Annotated in this window: 15 protein-coding genes; 8 read left to right on the forward strand and 7 right to left on the reverse strand. The window is 66.9% G+C overall.

Features of this window, described 5'->3' with window-relative positions; genetic code table 11:
* Nucleotides 1-188: 188 nt before the first annotated feature.
* Nucleotides 189-950: a Crp/Fnr family transcriptional regulator gene (locus tag QX094_RS11960; protein WP_315716746.1), complete on the reverse strand. Its 762-nt coding sequence runs from the start codon at nt 948-950 to the stop codon at nt 189-191.
* A 167-nt stretch (nt 951-1,117) separates the two neighbouring features.
* On the opposite strand from QX094_RS11960, the gene QX094_RS11965 reads away from it, so the two are divergent.
* Nucleotides 1,118-1,492, forward strand: coding sequence for a response regulator (locus QX094_RS11965; protein WP_316173439.1), 375 nt, complete (start codon nt 1,118-1,120; stop codon nt 1,490-1,492).
* A 36-nt stretch (nt 1,493-1,528) separates the two neighbouring features.
* Here QX094_RS11965 and QX094_RS11970 read toward each other — a convergent pair whose 3' ends face one another.
* Entirely contained in the window at nt 1,529-3,100 is a 1,572-nt protein-coding gene (locus QX094_RS11970; protein ID WP_316173440.1) for an alkaline phosphatase D family protein, read from the reverse strand.
* Between the two features lie 139 nt (nt 3,101-3,239).
* Complete coding sequence (locus QX094_RS11975) at nt 3,240-4,583, reverse strand: TAXI family TRAP transporter solute-binding subunit (RefSeq protein ID WP_316183624.1); 1,344 nt, start codon at nt 4,581-4,583, stop codon at nt 3,240-3,242.
* Nucleotides 4,584-4,913: 330 nt separating this feature from the next.
* Here QX094_RS11975 and QX094_RS11980 point away from each other — a divergent pair, with 330 nt between their 5' ends.
* Both QX094_RS11980 and QX094_RS11985 read left to right on the forward strand, forming a co-directional pair.
* Nucleotides 4,914-5,261, forward strand: coding sequence for a 4a-hydroxytetrahydrobiopterin dehydratase (locus QX094_RS11980; protein ID WP_315825711.1), 348 nt, complete (start codon nt 4,914-4,916; stop codon nt 5,259-5,261).
* Between the two features lie 105 nt (nt 5,262-5,366).
* Complete coding sequence (locus QX094_RS11985; RefSeq protein WP_315716752.1) at nt 5,367-5,768, forward strand: YkvA family protein; 402 nt, start codon at nt 5,367-5,369, stop codon at nt 5,766-5,768.
* Between the two features lie 119 nt (nt 5,769-5,887).
* Here QX094_RS11985 and QX094_RS11990 read toward each other — a convergent pair whose 3' ends face one another.
* From QX094_RS11990 to QX094_RS12000, 3 genes are all read right to left on the reverse strand, one after another.
* Nucleotides 5,888-7,063 (reverse strand): TAXI family TRAP transporter solute-binding subunit, encoded by a 1,176-nt coding sequence (locus QX094_RS11990; RefSeq protein ID WP_315716753.1) that lies wholly within the window; start codon nt 7,061-7,063, stop codon nt 5,888-5,890.
* Between the two features lie 149 nt (nt 7,064-7,212).
* On the reverse strand, nt 7,213-8,223 hold the full coding sequence (locus QX094_RS11995) for a hypothetical protein (RefSeq protein ID WP_316173442.1): 1,011 nt from the start codon (nt 8,221-8,223) through the stop codon (nt 7,213-7,215).
* Nucleotides 8,224-8,743: 520 nt separating this feature from the next.
* Nucleotides 8,744-9,718, reverse strand: a complete 975-nt coding sequence (locus tag QX094_RS12000; RefSeq protein ID WP_315750543.1) for an NADPH:quinone oxidoreductase family protein — start codon at nt 9,716-9,718, stop codon at nt 8,744-8,746.
* Between the two features lie 262 nt (nt 9,719-9,980).
* Between QX094_RS12000 and QX094_RS12005 the strand changes: the two genes are divergently transcribed.
* The 5 genes from QX094_RS12005 (at nt 9,981) to argG (ending at nt 14,837) form a co-directional block, all read left to right on the forward strand.
* Nucleotides 9,981-10,592, forward strand: coding sequence for an invasion associated locus B family protein (locus QX094_RS12005; protein ID WP_316173443.1), 612 nt, complete (start codon nt 9,981-9,983; stop codon nt 10,590-10,592).
* Between the two features lie 115 nt (nt 10,593-10,707).
* A complete protein-coding gene (gene rlmN, locus QX094_RS12010; RefSeq protein WP_316173444.1) occupies nt 10,708-11,919 on the forward strand; it encodes a 23S rRNA (adenine(2503)-C(2))-methyltransferase RlmN in 1,212 nt (403 codons plus the stop codon).
* Nucleotides 11,920-12,075: 156 nt separating this feature from the next.
* The gene (locus tag QX094_RS12015) at nt 12,076-12,561 is read left to right on the forward strand and encodes a hypothetical protein (RefSeq protein WP_315716758.1); all 486 of its coding nucleotides are present in this window, start codon (nt 12,076-12,078) and stop codon (nt 12,559-12,561) included.
* A 46-nt stretch (nt 12,562-12,607) separates the two neighbouring features.
* Complete coding sequence (locus QX094_RS12020; protein ID WP_316166424.1) at nt 12,608-13,387, forward strand: phosphatase PAP2 family protein; 780 nt, start codon at nt 12,608-12,610, stop codon at nt 13,385-13,387.
* A gap of 112 nt (nt 13,388-13,499) precedes the next feature.
* A complete protein-coding gene (gene argG / locus QX094_RS12025) occupies nt 13,500-14,837 on the forward strand; it encodes an argininosuccinate synthase (protein ID WP_316173445.1) in 1,338 nt (445 codons plus the stop codon).
* Nucleotides 14,838-15,079: 242 nt separating this feature from the next.
* On the opposite strand, the gene QX094_RS12030 is transcribed toward argG, so the two are convergent.
* The gene (locus tag QX094_RS12030) at nt 15,080-17,278 is read right to left on the reverse strand and encodes an OmpA family protein (RefSeq protein WP_316173446.1); all 2,199 of its coding nucleotides are present in this window, start codon (nt 17,276-17,278) and stop codon (nt 15,080-15,082) included.
* Nucleotides 17,279-17,513: the final 235 nt, after the last annotated feature.

Genomic DNA, 17,513 nt, shown 5'->3' on the forward strand with positions numbered 1-17,513 from the left:
ATGACTGCTTTCAGGAACGAGGAGCGGTTTCCAAGCGGCTGGCTAACGCCTCCGCGACCGCACGCTTCCGGGCAGCGCGGGAGAAGACGAGACCAACCACTCCGACCGGCAATTCCACGAGGACCAGCGCTGACAGCCAACGCGGTTGGCTGGTGTCTGTGCGCGGAAAGTCACTGGCGCCTGCAGGCTCAGCCCGCCGCGGCCTGCTCGGTCGGATAGACGCCGCGCAGGACCTCCTCGAAATGGGTCTTCACGGCCTCGTTGCACAGGCAGGAGCGGCGCTTCAGCGCGTCGAAGTCCCGCACCATGAAGGCGCCGCGGCGGGTTTCGAGAATGCCCTCGGCCCTGAAGGTCTGGACAACCCGGCTGACGTAGCTGCGGCCGACGCCCAGCAGCGTTGCCAGCTGCTCATGCGTCAGCGGCACGATCGGCTCGCCATCGGTACGGTCCATCGCGGCCACGATCCACTTCGCCGTCCGCTGCTCGATCGAATGGATCGCGTTGCAGGCGGTCGACTGGAACATCTGTGCCAGCATGCAATCGGCGTAGCGCGCGAACACGTTGCGCAGCGTCTTGGATTGCAGCTTGGCGGCCGCCAGGCGGGACAGCGGCAGCCGTGCGAACGGGCCGCCGAACTTGACGACGATCCGTGTGTAGGCCGGCAGGAAGCCTTCGCTGACGATCCCGCCGACGGCGCCCTCGCGGCCGACCAGGATGGTCTCGACGTCGCGGCCATCCTCATTGGGAACGAGATAGGACGTCAGCGCCGGCCCGCAGGGAAAATGCACGATCTGGACGTCGTCACCCGGACTGTAGAGCAGCTCGTTCGGCGTTGCCTCATCCTCCACCAGATACGGCGAGATCAGCGCGTAGTCGGCCGGACTGAGCCGCCGCAGCAGGTTGTTGTAGGGCCGCTCCCGGCTCAGCGTGGTCACACCTTGGCTCAGCATCGTCATCCCCGTGCGCAACGCATGTGCGTGATCCGTGCACCTTGTGTTCACAAGTGCACCGACACAGGAACTCTGATATGCTGCCTTGGTTCCAGGAACCCGCCAGCGCGCTCGAGAGGAGGCGCCGGCCGCGGGGTCCATCCCTCATCCTGGAACCCGCAGATCCCATGACCAGCCCGCAATCAGGCGTGCCCGAGTTCTATCAGCATGTGCTGGTCGTCGAAGACGACCCCATCATTGCGCTCGGACTGGAAGACACCATCACCGACCTCGGCGTTCCCGACATCAGGATCGCAGCCGACGTCGCAACCGCGCTCGCCATGATCGCCGAGCGCGTCCCGCAATTCGCGCTGCTCGATGTCGGCCTGGTCCGCGAAAAGAGCTTTGCGATTGCCGAGCGGCTGACGGCGCTCGGCATTCCCTTCGCCTTCTCGACCGGCTATGGCGCCGACCGCGTGCCACCCGCGTTCGCCGACCGGCCGCGGCTGCCGAAGCCTTGCCCGACCGAGGCGCTGGAGGCGGTGCTGCGGCGACGCGATTAGTTGCGGTCGCCGCACGCGGTCGCCGACGCAGAAGGCTCAGCCCAGCTTCGGATCGAGCGTGGTCGACCACAGCGCGACGTCGGCGCGATCCCGCAGGGTCACGGTCATCTGGCCCGTGGCGCCTTCGATCTTGACGTGGCCGAAGAACTGCATGCCGGCCGACGGCGGCAGATTCTGCTTGTCGAGGCCGGGCGCCTTGATGAAGCGCACCTCGGGGCCGAAGGTGTTGTCGAGCTCGTTCGGACCGAACGTACCGGCATGCAGCGGACCGGAGACGAACTCCCAGAACGGCTCGAAGTCCTGAAACTGCGCCTTGTTCGGATCGTAATAATGCGCGGCCGCGTAATGCACGTCCGCCGTCAGCCACACCGTGTTCTGGATCGGCGCCGTCTTGATGAAGCGCAGGATCTCGGCAATCTCGAGCTCGCGGCCGCGCGCCGGGCCGTCACCCTGGGCGATGGCTTCCGAGCCCTTCTTGTTGGCCGCGTCGTCATAGACGATGATGCTGAGCGGCATGTCGGAGGCGATCACCTTCCAGGTCGCGCGGGAATTGAGCAGCGCCTGCTTCAACCAGCGCATCTGCTCCGGCCCGATGAAGTAGGACGCCGGACCATACTTGTCCTCGAGATTGGGACCGTTGGCGCCGCGGTAGCTGCGCTCGTCGAGCACGAACACGTCGAGATGCGGGCCATAGTTGATGGTGCGATAGACTCGGCCCGGCTCGATGATGCTCTCGCGCATCGGATACATCTCGTGGAAGGCGCGCGCCGCGCGGGCCGCGAGCAACTGGATGTTGCGCTCCTTGTAGGCGGCGGGCAGCTCCTTGGAGGCCGACCAGTTGTTGGTGACCTCGTGATCGTCCCACTGCACGAAGATCGGCACCTCGGCATTGAAGGCGCGAACGTTCTCGTCGAGGAAATTGTATTTGTGGGCGGCACGGAATTCGTCGAGCGTCTCGGCGACCTTGGCCTTCTCTTCCACGGTGAGGTTCTTCCACACCTTGTTGTCCGGCAGCTTCACCTCGGACTTGATCGGACCGTCGGCGTAGATGGTGTCGCCGGAGTGCAGGAAGAAGTCCGGGCGGTGCTTCCTCATCGTCGAGAAGGTGAACATGCCGCCATCATCGGGATTGATGCCCCAGCCCTGCCCCGCCACGTCGCCGCCCCAGACGAACGAGACGTCGCGCTTGTTGCCTGGCGCGGTGCGGAAGCGGCCGGCCACGGCCTCGCTTTCGACGGCGGTATGCGACAGGTCCCGGAACTTGACACGGTAGAAGATGTCCTGGCCGCTCGGAAGGCCGTCGATCAGCATCTTGGCCGTGAAGTCGCTTTCCGGAAGCGCGGCGATCGGTGGCAGCGCCCGTGCGTCCTTGAACGACTCGGTGGTCGCCACCTCGACCAGCATCTGCGACGGCCGGTCCGCGCGCGCCCAGACCACGCCACCATCCATGCCGACGTCGCCGGACTGCACGCCATGCGTGATCTGCGGCCGGTCGGCGGCGCGGCTCAGATAGGGCATCGCCAGCGTCGTGACGCCGGCTGCGGCGGCCGTCGACAGGAAGCGGCGGCGGGACAGGGCGGTGTGCGGTCGAGGAATGCGAAGCGTCATGCGGATCTCCTGGTCGGATCGCGCGCGGGAGCCGGCGCGAGCCACGGCCCGGCAGACCTAGAAAAGATTGATGACGCTGGAATTACAATCGCGCCGTGGACAGCGCGTGACACGGCCGCAGGGCAAGCGTGGTCCGACCTCAGGTGCCGGCGGCACGCAGCTGCGCGCCGGTTCGCTGCAGATTGGCGGGCATGCTCATCAGGATGAGCTTGCGATCGGCCACCGCGTTGTGGAACTGCTCGAGCGCGATGTTGAACGCGGTCAACGCCCCGTGCTCGATTGCACCGTCCTCGAAGCAGGTCAGCGTGTTGCGCAGGATCTCGTCGGCCTCGCTCTGCAGCTGGTCGAGCTCCTCGGTCGAATCGCTCTTGCGCGCGATCGTGATCATCTCCAGCAGACGATCGCGCAGCGAGGTGTTGATGGTGCGTTCGTCGCGCTTGAGATAGCCGGCGAACCAGGCACCGGCCGAACCCATCGCCGAAAGCGCCATCAGGCCCCACCAGATGTAGTCGCTGTAGCGGTCGAGGAATGTCTTCTCCTCGCCGTTGATGAACGCCGCCGCGCCGGGATGCGCCGGAATCGCGGCGTCCTTGTCGGTGTCGGGGGTCTCGATCTTGGCAGCCAGCGGGAACTCCGACAGCAATTGCTGGCGCACCGAAAACAGCTGATGGGTGAACGCGGACACGGTCGAATCCGACAGGCCTTTGCGCGCCACGATGTGGTGGTTGAAGCTGATGGTCTTCACCTCGTCCTCGGGACGATCGGGCGAGCCGCCAAACGCGCCGGCGGGAATTTCGGTCGATTCATATTCGGGGTGGTTCTGCGCGATCGCTTCGGCCGAATCGATCGCCAGGAAGGTCGGCGTGCCGCCGTCCTTGGTGGCAGCGGCGATCGCATCCGCCGTGATCTTGCTATTGATCGGTCCGGCCGCAAGATAGACGTCCGCCCGCTGGTTGCGCACGGCTTCGGCGGCCTCGGTGATCGGGACTTGGACGATCTCGACCTTGCCGGCGTCGACGCCGTACTGATGCAGGATCACCTTCAGCAAATTGGCGTTCGCCGGGGTCCGACCGATGATGCCGACCTTGTGGCCCGCGAGCTGGGAGATCTTGGTGATCTTGGCGCCCTTGCGACCCTTGCCCTTGCCGCCCGGAGGCACCCAGAGCACGGCGACGTTCTTGCGCAGCGTCGCCACGGCCTGCGCGTTCTTTGGGACCTCGAGGTCACCCCGGACGATCGCGAGGTCAACCTTGCCTGCGGCCAGCGCCTGCGCGCTCTGTGCGGCGCCCTCGGTCGGAACCGGCCGCAGCCTGACGGAGGCGTGCGACTGGGAAAAGGCCTGGGTCAGGGCCTGGACGACCTTCAGGTCGTCGCTGTTGGGCGGACCGACCGCGATCTTGAGCACCACGGGACGCATCGCGAAATAGTAGGCACCCGTCAAAGCGCCGACGACCGCGAGGATCCCGGCGATGACGATGAACACGGCTGGGCGCATCCGTGAGCGCTGCGCTGGCGTGGTCTGAGTATCTACCAGATCCCGTCCTCCGGTGGTCCCAGGCCCGGGCGATGCCACAGGCGGCTTCGTCTGGCCACGTCGTCCTTCAATAGAGCCGAACTGTAGCAAATTTCTTGTCCGCCCGGGGTGACATCTGCGTCATGGTTACCATCGCACCAGTCGCCGGAGGATCGGGGCAGTTCCAAGCGCCTCCGGCATCGCGCCTGTGACAAGGCTCTGATAGGGATGCGTTTTCGGTTAGTCTTGGCAACCGGACACCGGCGCGACCCAGCCGGAGGTAGCCCCGCGATCGCCCGGATGCCGCCGCGTGTCCGGTCGATTGCACCACAAGAGGAGATCGAGATGCCGCAACCATTGTCGGCGGAGGCACGCGCCACCGCCTTGCGGGAGCTTCCCGGCTGGTCCGAGGCGCAGGGCCGTGAGGCCATCGCCCGCACGTTCACATTCACAGACTTCAACGAAGCCTTCGGCTTCATGACCCGCGTCGCCTTGGTCGCTGAAAAGGCTGACCATCATCCCGAGTGGCGCAACGTCTACCGCACCGTCGAGGTGGTCCTCACGACCCATGACGCAGGCGGCGTGACCATGCGCGACATCGCGCTCGCCAAGGCGATGAATGCGATCGCCGCGACGATGCGCGGCTGAGATCTTCGCGACGACGGCACGCGCCTTGCGGCCGGCGCCGCCATCACCACATCCGAGGGCGAGGACCGCGCCCCCAGCGCCGTCGGGAACCGGAGATCGGACATCATGTCGGATGCGACCGACTACAGCGTTGGCTTCGAGCCCGCGGAGCGGCTGGCCCGGGATCGCGAGACCCTTCGCCGTCGTTTCTGGATCAAGTTCAAGAAGGTTGTCGCGCGGCTGCCATTCGCCGAGGAGCTGCTTGCGGCGTATTACTGCGCCTTCGACAAGGAGACACCCCGGCACGTACAGGTCGCCCTGCTCGGCGCCATCGCCTACTTCGTCGTGCCGTTCGACTTCATGCCTGACGTGTTGCCCATCCTCGGCTTCACCGACGACGCGGCGGTGCTCGCCACCGCCATCCGCATGGTCGCCTCGCACATCACGCCCGACCATCATGCGGCAGCCCGCGCCGTACTCGCGCGGCTGGCGGCAGACAAGAACGCTGACGGCGAGAATATCGGCTGACGGCGGCTCCGGCCGGCAAGCCGGGCGCCCGCAGTCAGCGCATCGGAAGGGCACAACAGCAAAAAGCCCCGCATCCGCGGGGCTTTTCTCTTGATGGGACTTCGTCGAACGCTACGAGCTCAGCGCTGGCCGCGCGCCTGGGCGCGGGCGCTGCCGGTCTTCTCGGCCTCCCAGGCCTGGTACTGCTTGAACAGCGCCTCGCGGTCGGCCTCGCTCGGCATCGCCCTGCCGGCGCTGCTCTGCTTCAGGAAGTCATCGAAGCGGTCGCGCTGTGCGCCTTCCATGGCGTGGCTCTCCAGCCATTTGCTGGCGGACGGCAGCCGCTGCCAGCCGGCGAGCGGCGCCGACAGCGAAACCTCCTTCCACTTCGGATGGAACGGCGGATTCTGGAATGCCGGGAATTTGGTGAAGAAGGCGTCGACGAAGGTCGCGAGCTTGCGATAGCGGTCGGTGTTCGGCGCCCAATTATAGGCGGCGAGCACGGCCGGCACCGCGATCGTGTCGACCTTCTCGCCCTCGGCGATCAGGTTCGGGTAGTCCTTCGCCGTCAGGGTCGCCGGCAGATAGTCGGTCTGCAGCGGTCGATCGTAGTCGACGTTGACGAGATGGAAGCGGCCGTCGTTCACGAAGGTCGAGACCGACTTGTAGGGCTTGCCGCCGACCACGATGACGGCATCGAGCTCGCCGCGCTTCAGCTTCTCCATCGCGATGCGCTGCTCGATGTAGGCGAAGTTGGCGCGCAGGCCAAGGCGCTCGAACACCGTCAGCGCCGTGACGAAGGTGCCGCCATTCGGCAGGTCGACGCTGACGCGGCGGCCCTCGAGATCACGCAGGTTGCGCACCGCGCGCGGCGCGATCACCTGCATCTCTTCATTGTAGAGCTTGGTGACGTAGGTGAACTGCCGCTTGATGTCCTTGGCGAAACCCTTGCGCTCGAGGTAGTCGAGCGTATCGGCGCGGACGACGCCGAGATCGACGCCCTGCAGGAACAGGATGTCGGCCACGCTCTGCACCGAGCCGCGGCCGACGATCGGCAGGACGCGCAGATTGTTGCCGTCGTCGAGCAGCGAGGCCAGATCGGCGCCGAACTGCACATAGGTGCCGCCAATGGTGCCGGTGATGAGCGTCACCGTGTTGGCGTTCAGCGCCTGCTTGGTCTGCACCGAGCCGAACTGGAAGATCGCCTTGAGGCTGTCGCTCACCTTGGCGGGGTCGAACTCGCCTTCCTCGGCGTGGGCAGCGAAACCGCACGCAATCATCATTGCGGCCAGGGCCGCTCCAACAAGACGTCGCATCTGTCCCCCTTGATCTAAGGCTGGCACATGTTTGCGAGCCGGAACGCGGGCAGCGCCAAGTCTCGCCTAGCATCGCCCATGAACAGACTCGAAAATCACGCGTGAAACAAAAAAATGAAACGAGGCGGCATCGCTGCCGTCACGAGCGTTCAGTTCTGCAGTTGATCGAGCCTGCGCTGCGCTTCAGCCGAGCCGAGCTGGGCGGCGCGGCGGTACCAGTTGCGAGCCGCAGCCGGATCGGCATTGATGTTGCGGATGTCCTTCGTCCCCAGCACGTGGGGATCGTAGGTCTGCGCAAGCATCAGCGCCGCGGCCGGTTCTTGCGCCTCGGCCGCGCGCTCCAGCAGCAGTCGGGCCGGCGGGATGTCGCCCGCGGCCAGCAGGCTCTTGGCGCGTTTCATGATGCCCGCGAGTTCGTCGGGATCTAGCCGGCGGACCTGCGCGGGCGGCGGAGCGGCGGTCACGGCGCCGAGGCCGGGTGCGACGATTGCCGATCCGGCGCCCGGCGAATTGATCGAGGATGGCTCCATCGCGCTCGGGGCCGGCGCGGACGGTGCCGTGGCGAAGCTCGGTGGTGCTGCAACCGGCGCGGGCTGCGTCACACTGCGATTCTGCAGCGCTGTCTGGTAGGCGTTGGCGATGTCGTCACGCGTCGGGGCCACGGCTGCCGTCTGCACCGGCGCCGCCGCAGCCGGCGGCTCGGCGGGCGGCAGTCGCGCCGGCTCGTTCAGCTGCATGTCGCGCGCGGTGAGCTGCGTGTTGGTGGCCTGCGGCGGGGCCGTCGGGTCCGGCGTGGCGCCGATGATGGAAGCCTTGGCACTGGCGATCAGGTCGCGCGTCGCATCCGAGGTGACAAGCGCGAAGAGCACCGCGACGCCGGCCGCAGCCACCACGGCGAGAAGAATCCGGGACGAGACCGAGACGCGGCGGGCCCGCTCCGGCCACTGGTCCTCGAAATGCGTGCTGTCGATCTGGTTGCCGCTCTCATACTCAGAGAGGAACATCGGCATCGATTCGTCGTTTGGATAGTTGTCCTGGGTCGACCGGCCGAAACGATAGCTCGGGGGGCGCTCCTGAGGGAGTTCGTCGGGGAAAGGCCTGAAGTCAGGCTCCGAAGGAGTTCTGTTGTTGAAACGCCCGCGCGTCGTCCGCTCAGCCATGGCCTTCATCCCCATCTCAACTTCACGCAACATACTTTTGGTCCCAAGCCCGTCAGAAGCTCGAGACACGTCACGATTGCCAGAGGCACCCCACTGCCGACAACTAATTGACTAATTGAATCCGACTAAAAGTGGACGAGAGCCGGCATGATTCTGGAAACATTTTGATCTGATTGTGGCAACGCACGTGCGACATCGCACGGCACCAAATCCAGAAACGTCGTGATAACAACGGCAAAGCCTCAAATTAACCACGCCATAATGTGGCGCGGTTGCGTTAACCAAGAAACGCTCGTTTTCGGATTTTCTGCTTCCGGTTGCGAATCCGTGGCGCCGGCGCGGCAGCCCGCCGAACAAATTTGCGACCGCCGCGCAGCGCGCGGATGTCACAGCGACGCCGGGCCGGCTCGAGCATTCCATCGGCACAACAGCCGGGGCTCTGCTCGGTTTGGTTGCACGGATCAGGGCGAGGCTATCCCGGGGAGTACAGCCCCCCGGGGGCCTTCATTGCGCGACGTCCTCAGGGGTGCAGGATCACCTTGCCCATCGCCTGGCGGCCGGCCAGCACCTTCAAGGCATCGGCGGTCTGAGCCAGCGGGAAGGTGCGGTCGACATGCGACGACAGCTTGCCCTCCGCGGTCCACTGCACGAGCTTTTCGAGGTTGGCGCGGTTCTTGGCGGGGTTGAGTCGGGTCCAGGCGCCCCAGAACACGCCGCGGATATCACAGCCCTTCAGCAGCGCGAGGTTCAGCGGCATCTTCGGGATGTCGCCGGCCGCGAAGCCGATCACCAGGAACCGGCCCTCCCACGCGATGGAACGCAGCGCCGCCTCGGCGTAGGCGCCTCCGACGGGATCGAAGATGATGTCGGCACCCTTGCCGTCGGTGAGCCGCCGCAGTCCCTCCTTGAGATCCTCCTTGGCGTAGTTCAACGTCAGCGTCGCGCCGTGCTGCCTGGCAAATTCGAGCTTCTCGTCCGAAGAGGCGCAGGCGATGACCTTCAACCCCATCAGCTTGCCCAGCTCGCAAGCCGCCAGGCCGGTGCCGCCGGCGGCGCCAAGCACGGCCAGCGTCTCGCCCGGTTTCGGACTGGCACGATCCTCCAGCGCATGCAGCGCAGTGCCGTAGATGATGATGATGCCGGCGGCGCGATCGAAATCGAGATTGTCCGGAATCTTGACGATCGAGGCGGCCGGCAGCGCGATCTTTTCGCGCGCGCCGTTGTGGCCGCAGGAGGCAACGACACGGTCGCCGACCTTCAGTTCGGTGACGCCATCGCCGACGCTCTCGATGACACCCGCGACCTCCGCACCCGGCGAGAACGGGAACGGCGGCTTGATCTGGTACTTGCCTTGGATCATCAGGATGTCGAAGAAGTTCAGCGCCGCCGCCTTGATCGCAATCACGGCCTCGCCGGGACCGGCCACCGGATCTGGCACCTCGGTGAGGACGAGATCGTCGGGCTGACAGAATTGCGAGCAGAGAATGGCTTTCATGGGCGCTCCTTGGTCGTTGCCGCCGGATCGAGGTCCGGCTTTGGGAACGTCATGCCGGATTTGCCGCCGCGCCACAATCATCATCAGGCCGCGGCAGCTGCGCAGCGCCGGGCCAGGGACGCGGAGCGCCGGACAATCCGGCTCTGCGGCCTTTGCAAGCGGTGCATTTAGCCGCTATCCATCGCGACCACGGTCAGCGATTCCGGGCCATTATCCAGTCACAATATTGGTGGAACGAAGTCGCGGGGGAACTCAACGTATCATGTTGTTCGGGCGATTGTTGACAACGCTGGTCGGCGGCGTGCTGCTGTTCGGAGCTCCGAGCCTCGTAGCGGCACAGAGCGCCGCGCCAAAGGCCGCAGCTCCGCATCCGAAGGCCGCACCGAAATCGGAATCGAAGCCGGCCGTTCCCAACATCGGCGGCGCGGAACCGACGCTGATCGGACAGTTCGGCGGCTGGGGCGCCTATACCGCGATGCCCGGCGGCAAGAAGGTCTGCTTCGCGCTGGCCAAGCCGACATCCTCCAAGACCAATCCGCCCAACCGTCCGCGCGATCCCGCCTATGCCTTCGTGTCGACCCGGCCCTCCGAGAAGGTCTTCAACGAGGTCTCGATCATGATCGGCTATGCGCTGAAGCCGGGATCCGACGCCACGGTGGAGGTCGGCGGAGCCTCCTATGCCATGTATACCCAGGGCGACGGACTTTGGATCAAGAACGCCGCGGAGGAAGAGCGGATGGTCGATGCCATGCGCAAGGCGCCCGAGGCCGTGGTCAAGGGCGTCTCGGCCAAGGGCACGGAGACCACCGACGTGTTCTCACTGAAGGGCCTCGCCCAGGCGCTCGACCGCATCGGGCAGGATTGCCGCCGGTAGACGGCGGCCGCTGGTACCGCTCGTCAGACGGGTCGCATTTGCCGGCCGGATCGTTATATAAACCCGCTGAACGCCTTCGGCCGCCGCGGCCGGGCAGCACTTTGGGCCCATCGACATGGCAACGACTGCCGGGCTGCGCGACTCCTCTGCGCCCCTCGAAAAGACTCCGCTCGAAACCTACGTCCCGCCGGCGAAGCCCTCGCTGATCGGCCTGTCACGCGCGGAGCTGGCAGCAAGGCTCGGCCAGGTCGGAGTGCCAGAGCGCCAGCAGAAGATGCGGGTGCAGCAGTTGTGGCACTGGATCTATTTCCGGGGCGCCAGGTCGTTCGACGAGATGACATCGGTATCGAAGGACACACGCACCGCGCTGGCCGAACATTTCACGGTCGAGCGTCCCGAGGTCGTGGCCGAGCAGATCTCCAACGACGGCACCCGCAAATGGCTGCTGCGGCTGCCGAGCGGCGACAATCTGCAGAAGGCCCACGAGGTCGAGTGCGTCTACATCCCCGAGACCGATCGCGGCACGCTCTGCGTCTCCTCCCAGGTCGGCTGCACGCTCAACTGTTCGTTCTGCCACACCGGCACGCAGCGGCTGGTGCGCAACCTGACGGCCGGCGAGATCGTCGGCCAGGTCATGGTGGCGCGCGACCGGCTGAACGACTGGGCCGACCGCGAGACCCCGCTCGGCAACCGGCTCATCACCAACATCGTCATGATGGGAATGGGCGAGCCGCTGTACAATTTCGACGCGGTGCGCGACGCGCTGCTGATCGTCTCCGACAATGAGGGCATCGGCATCTCCCGCCGCCGCATCACGCTGTCGACCTCCGGCGTGGTGCCGAACATCAAGCGCGCCGGCGAGGAGATCGGCGTGATGCTGGCGATCTCGCTGCATGCGGTTCGCGACGAGCTGCGCAACGAGCTGGTGCCGCTCAACCGCAAATATCCGATCGCCGAGCTGCTGCAGGCCTGCCGCGACTATCCCGGCGCATCCAACGCGCGCCGCATCACCTTCGAATATGTGATGCTCAAGGGCGTCAATGATTCGCTCGACGACGCCCGGCTGCTGGTCAAGCTGCTGAAGGGCATTCCGGCCAAGATCAACCTGATCCCGTTCAATCCCTGGCCCGGCTCGGCGTATGAGTGCTCGGACTGGGAGCAGATCGAGAAGTTCTCGGAATACGTCTTCAACGCGGGCTATTCGTCGCCGGTGCGCACGCCGCGCGGCCGCGACATCCTCGCCGCCTGCGGCCAGTTGAAGTCGGAGACGGAGAAGCTGTCCGCGCGGGAGCGTCAGGCACTGCGCGCGATGGCGATGACGGATTGATGATTGATCGCGCCTGCATCTCCGAACGAGATCGTCATGCCCGGGCTTGACCCGGGCGCCATCGATTCATCGACCGAGAGATGGATGGCCGGCTCATGCCGGGCCATGACGAGCGAAGAAAGCGGGGCCTCGCTTGGGTAATACGGGTCTAAAGCCATGGCGCTGATCGGTCGTCTCGTCGTGATCGCGCTCGCGTTTCTTGCCGCGTGCTTCCTCGCGGGGCTGATCGTGGTGACCGCGGTCCTGTTTCCGGAGTTCTCCGATCTCGGCAACGGCCCGATCGATCAGGGCGCGTTCGAGGTCATCATCGGCTTCGGCTTCATCTTCGTGTCGGGCTTCGCGCTGATCCCGGCGCTGCTGATCGCACTGATCACCGAGGCTTTCTCGATCCGCAGCGTGCTCGCCTACGCGATCGGCGGCGGCGTGGTCGGCGCAGCCTGCTATCTCGGCCTGGTCCCGTTCGATCCCGAGACCTTCCGGTTCGAGGGCATCGTGCGTCGCCATCTCGAGATCCTGACCGGGGCCGGCATCGTCGGCGGACTGGTCTATTGGCTGATTGCCGGCCGCAACGCCGGCCGCTGGCGCGAGCCGTCGCCGCGCCTGCCGCCACCGCCGCCATTGCCGTCGGGATCGCCACGTTGAGCCGCCGGCCTTTCCATCGCCATCCGCTTTCGCTAAACCGCGCGCCATGAACCGGACCGGCCTCTTCATCGCATTGTCGCTCGCGCTCGTCATCGGCGTGCTGTTCGGCGTCTATCCCGAGCTCGACCTCAAGCTGGCCGCGCTGTTCTACGATCCGCGCACGCACAGCTTCCCCGTGAAGCTCGACGGCTATGCTGCGTTCGCGCGCGATGCCGCGATGTGGGTCGCCTGGGGCATCGCGCTGCCGTCCATCGTTGCGCTGGTCGTGAAGCTCGTCCGTCCCGACCGGCCGCTGCTGGTGAAGGGCCGCACCGTGGCGTTCCTGCTGCTGACCTTGTCGCTCTCGGCCGGCGTGCTCACCAACTTCACCTTCAAATCCTATTGGGGCCGGCCGCGCCCGGTTGTGGTGGCCGAGTTCGGCGGCGACATGCAGTTCGTGCCGTGGTGGGATCCGCGCGGCGGCTGCGGCCGCAACTGCTCGTTCTTCTCCGGAGAGGGAGCCACCGCATTCTGGACCCTGGCGCCGGCCGCGCTGACGCCGCCCGCGATCCGGCCCGTCGCCTACGGCGCCGCCGTCCTGTTCGGCATCGCCACCTCGGTGTTGCGGATGGCGTTTGGCGGACATTTCTTCACCGACATCGCCGCGGCCGGCCTCGTCACCTTCATCGTGATCTGGCTGCTGCACGGCTACATCTACCGCTGGCCGTCCACCCGCCTCACCGACGCCGGCATCGACGCCGCCCTGACCCGCTTCGCCTGGCCGGGCTTCCGCCTGATGCGCCGGCTGTTCGGCCGCCGTACCGCGGATACCAGCCCCGCGGCCTGAGCGCGGGCCGGTCGCCCTCAGTCGCCATTAAAGGCGTGCCCAGCAACGCAAAATCTGTTATTCGCGCCCGAATTTCTGAACGGCGCAGCCACAAACACGGTTGGACTCTCCCATGACCACGATCCTGAAAAGCCTGCCCAAGGGCGAGAAGGTCGGCATCGCCTTTTCCGGCGGTCTCGACACCAGCGCCGCGCTGCTCTGGATGAAGCAGAAGGGCGCGCGTTGCTTTGCCTACACGGCAAATCTCGGGCAACCCGACGAGTCCGACTACGACGAGATCCCGCGCAAGGCGGTGAGCTTCGGGGCCGAGAAGGCGCGCCTCGTGGATTGCCGCACTCAGCTGGTGCATGAGGGCATCGCCGCGATTCAGTCGGGCGCCTTCCACATCTCGACCGGCGGCATCACCTATTTCAACACCACCCCGCTCGGCCGCGCCGTCACCGGCACCATGCTGGTCGCCGCGATGAAGGAGGATGGCGTCAACATCTGGGGCGACGGCTCGACCTACAAGGGCAACGACATCGAGCGGTTCTACCGCTACGGTCTGCTGACCAATCCGAGCCTCAAGATCTACAAGCCCTGGCTCGACCAGCAGTTCATCGACGAGCTCGGCGGCCGCTCCGAGATGTCGGCCTTCCTCACGGCCAACGGCTTCGACTACAAGATGAGCGCCGAGAAGGCCTATTCGACCGACAGCAATCTGCTCGGCGCCACCCACGAGGCCAAGGATCTCGAGAGCCTGAGCAGCGGCATCCGCATCGTCAATCCGATCATGGGCGTGCCGTTCTGGCGCGAGGATTGCGCCGTGAAGCCGGAGACGGTCGTGGTCCGCTTCGAGGAGGGTCAGCCGGTCGCGCTGAACGGCCAGAGCTTCAGCGATCCCGTGGCGCTGTTCCTGGAGGCTAACGCGATCGGCGGCCGTCATGGTCTCGGCATGAGCGACCAGATCGAGAATCGCATCATCGAGGCCAAGAGCCGCGGCATCTACGAGGCGCCGGGCATGGCGCTGCTGCACATCGCCTATGAGCGGCTCGTCACTGGCATCCACAACGAGGATACGATCGAGCAGTACCGCATCAGCGGCATGCGCCTCGGTCGCCTGCTCTATCAGGGCCGGTGGTTCGATTCGCAGGCGCTGATGCTGCGCGAGACCGCGCAGCGCTGGGTAGCGCGCGCCGTCACCGGTGAGGTGACCCTGGAGCTGCGCCGCGGCAACGACTACTCGATCCTCAACACCGAGAGCCCCAACCTGACCTACCAGCCGGAGCGGCTGAGCATGGAGAAGGTCGAGGACGCCGCGTTCACGCCTGCCGACCGCATCGGCCAGCTGACGATGCGCAATCTCGACATCACCGACACCCGCTCCAAGCTGAAGCTCTATTCGGACACGGGGCTGCTGTCGGGCGCGGACGGCGCTCAGATCTTCCAGCTCGGCCACGACAAGGGCTGAGTTGGAGCTGTCGAGCGCAATCCGCGCCGTCTCCACCGCTGTCGTCCCTGCGAACGCAGGGACCCATATCCACCGACTGACACGGTGAGAGCCGGCTGCGGCTCCAGCCATCGCAAAACTGGATCCTGTGAGTATGGGTCCCCGCGTTCGCAGGGACGACACCGAACAGGACGAAACGGATTGCCACTTACAAAAATGGCCGGGATCGCTCCCGGCCATTTTCATTTTGGCTCAGTCGCGTCTCACCGCGGCGGCGCGACGCCCGGAGGTGGCGGCGGCAGGGCGGCCTGGCCGCCATTGAGCAGCGGCGTGATGCGGCGGACCGTGACGCGGCGGTTGATGCGGCTCGGCCCCTGCGTCTGCTCCTTCAGGTACTGCGCGCCGTAACCCTGCGACGTCAGGTTCTCGGCGGGCACGCCGAACTGCTGCGTGAGCAAGGTGGCGGCCGACTCGGCGCGGCGATCCGAGAGCGACAGATTGTCGGTGTCGTTGCCGACCGCGTCGGTGTGGCCCTCGATCAGGAAGACCTCGCGCGGGTTGCGCTGGATCGCCTGGTTGAGGCCGTCGGCGATGACCTGCAGCTTCGCCACCTGGTCGGGACTGATCTCCCACGATCCGGTCTCGAAGGTAATCGTGTTGAGATCGATCGACGGCATCAGCTGCCGCACCGATGGGGAGTAGCGGACCTCGTCGAGCGAGTAGCGGCGCTGGACGCGCTCCACCGGCGGCGCGATCAGCGTGTCGTAGATGACATCCGGCTCGGCCTCATCCGCGTCGACGATGTAGCGGTTGTAGGGGATGCGGATCTCCGGCGGCGGCAGGTCGACGTAGAAGCCGCCGACCGCCTGGGGATCGCGGTAGGTGTTGTCGATGATGATGATCTCGCGGCCACCGATGTCGCGGCGGATGCGGCGCAGCAGCCGGCCGTCCGGCGCGGTGATCGTGACGATCTGGCTACCGTCGGGACGGATCACCACCGTGCGCGTCTCTCCCCGCTCCTGCTGGACGCGGATGTCCCGCGCGCCGTAGCGGAAGCGCTCAAGCTCGTCATGACGCACGAACTCCTGACCGCTCGGATCGCGCACGATGACGCGGCCCGGCTCGTAGATCAGCGTGCGACCGCCCTCCTGGACCTCGCGGCGCTGGCCGCGGAAATCGTCCAGCCGCTGCGGCCCCGCCAACGGCGCGCCGGGCGCGATCGGCGTGAGCTGCTGTGCCGTCGGCGGCGGCGGCGCCGGGATGGGCGCAGTGACCTGCGGCGGCGGCCGATTGGACATGGCCGGGGGGCCGGCGGGCGGCACAGCGCCAGGACCGGCCTGCGGCGCGCCGGCGGGTCCCGGACCGGGTCCGGCAGCACCAGGACCTGCCGCCGGAGGCGGACCACCCGGGGCTCCTGGGGGCGTCCCCGGACGTCCGCCGGGCGGGCTCCCGGCTGCGGGCGGCGTGCCTTGCTGCGACGGCGTCTGGGTGGCCGGAGGCGCGGGTGGCGCCGGCGGAGTTCCCGGAGCAGGCGCGACGGTTCCGGCCGGCGGCGTCGGCGCGCCGCGTGGCGGGGGTGCTCCCTGGGGAGCACCAGGCGGCGGGGCGCCGGCACCTGGCTGTGTCGGCGGCCGCTGCCCGGGGCCAACCGGAGGAGTCGGAGCCGGCGTCGGCTGCGGAGACGGCGCCGCGGACGGAGCCGGCGAGTGCGCAGGCGGCGACGCGTTCCCGGCCGCTGGCGACGAAGGCGGGGGTGTCACGGCTGACGGCGGCGTTCCCGGCCGCAGGTTCGGTGCCGGACTCGGCGGAGGTGGCGGGGCGGGCGTGGCCACGGGCGGCGTGGGCGGCGTTGGACGCGCGGGAGCAGCCGTCGGCGGGGGCGCAGGCGGAGTCGCAGGACGTGCCGGCTCACGCGGCGGCCCCGGCGGAGGCGCTGGAGGCGGCGGCGTATGCACCGGCGGAGCCGCAACAGGTGGCGCAGGACGCGCCGGCGGAGGTGCAGGCGGCTCAGCCCGTGGAGGCGGCGGTGCCGAATGTGGCGGCTCAGCCCGCGGCGGCGGAGCAGCCGGACGTGGTGGCTCGGCCCGTGGCGGAGGGGGCGGTGGGGGCGCCGGACGCGGCGGCTCGGCCCGCGGCGGAGCAGGCGGTGGTGGAGGGGGTGCGGGACGCGGGGCCGCTGCCGGTGGCGGCGCGGGCGGTGGAGGCGCTGGGCGTGGAGCAGCGGCCGGCGGCGGCGCGGGAGGCGGCGGAGGCGCAGCCTGATGCGGTGGCGGCGCGCCTGGGCCAGGTCGCTGCGGCTGCCCCTGCGGCTGCTGTTTCGGCCGGCCGTCTGGACCGACTTCGCCGCCGCCCGGGCCTTGGGCGACGATCATCGGCGCCCCCTGCGCATGGGAGCCGGAGCTCATTAGTTGCATCGCCGACAGCGCAGTCGTCGCCAGCAGCAGGACGCGAAGTTTGCTCATGTGTCTTGTTTTCCCGGAACGATCTTTTTCAAGCACGGAGAGATCAACAAGTATGCGTTAGGCCGGATTGTGGCGCAGTTCAAATCCGCAGGCGGATTTATTTCGACGCGAAGCCACCCCCGCAGGGCCGCCATTCAGGTTTCATTCAGCCTTGATTTTCAAGGGCTTGGCGCAGCCGCAGGGCTGCGGGACAGGCCCGCGACCAAGCCCTGGCGGGCGATCATCATGACCGTCC

It is taken from the genome of Bradyrhizobium sp. SZCCHNS1050, from assembly GCF_032484785.1.
In the GTDB taxonomy this organism is placed as follows: Bacteria; Pseudomonadota; Alphaproteobacteria; order Rhizobiales; family Xanthobacteraceae; genus Bradyrhizobium.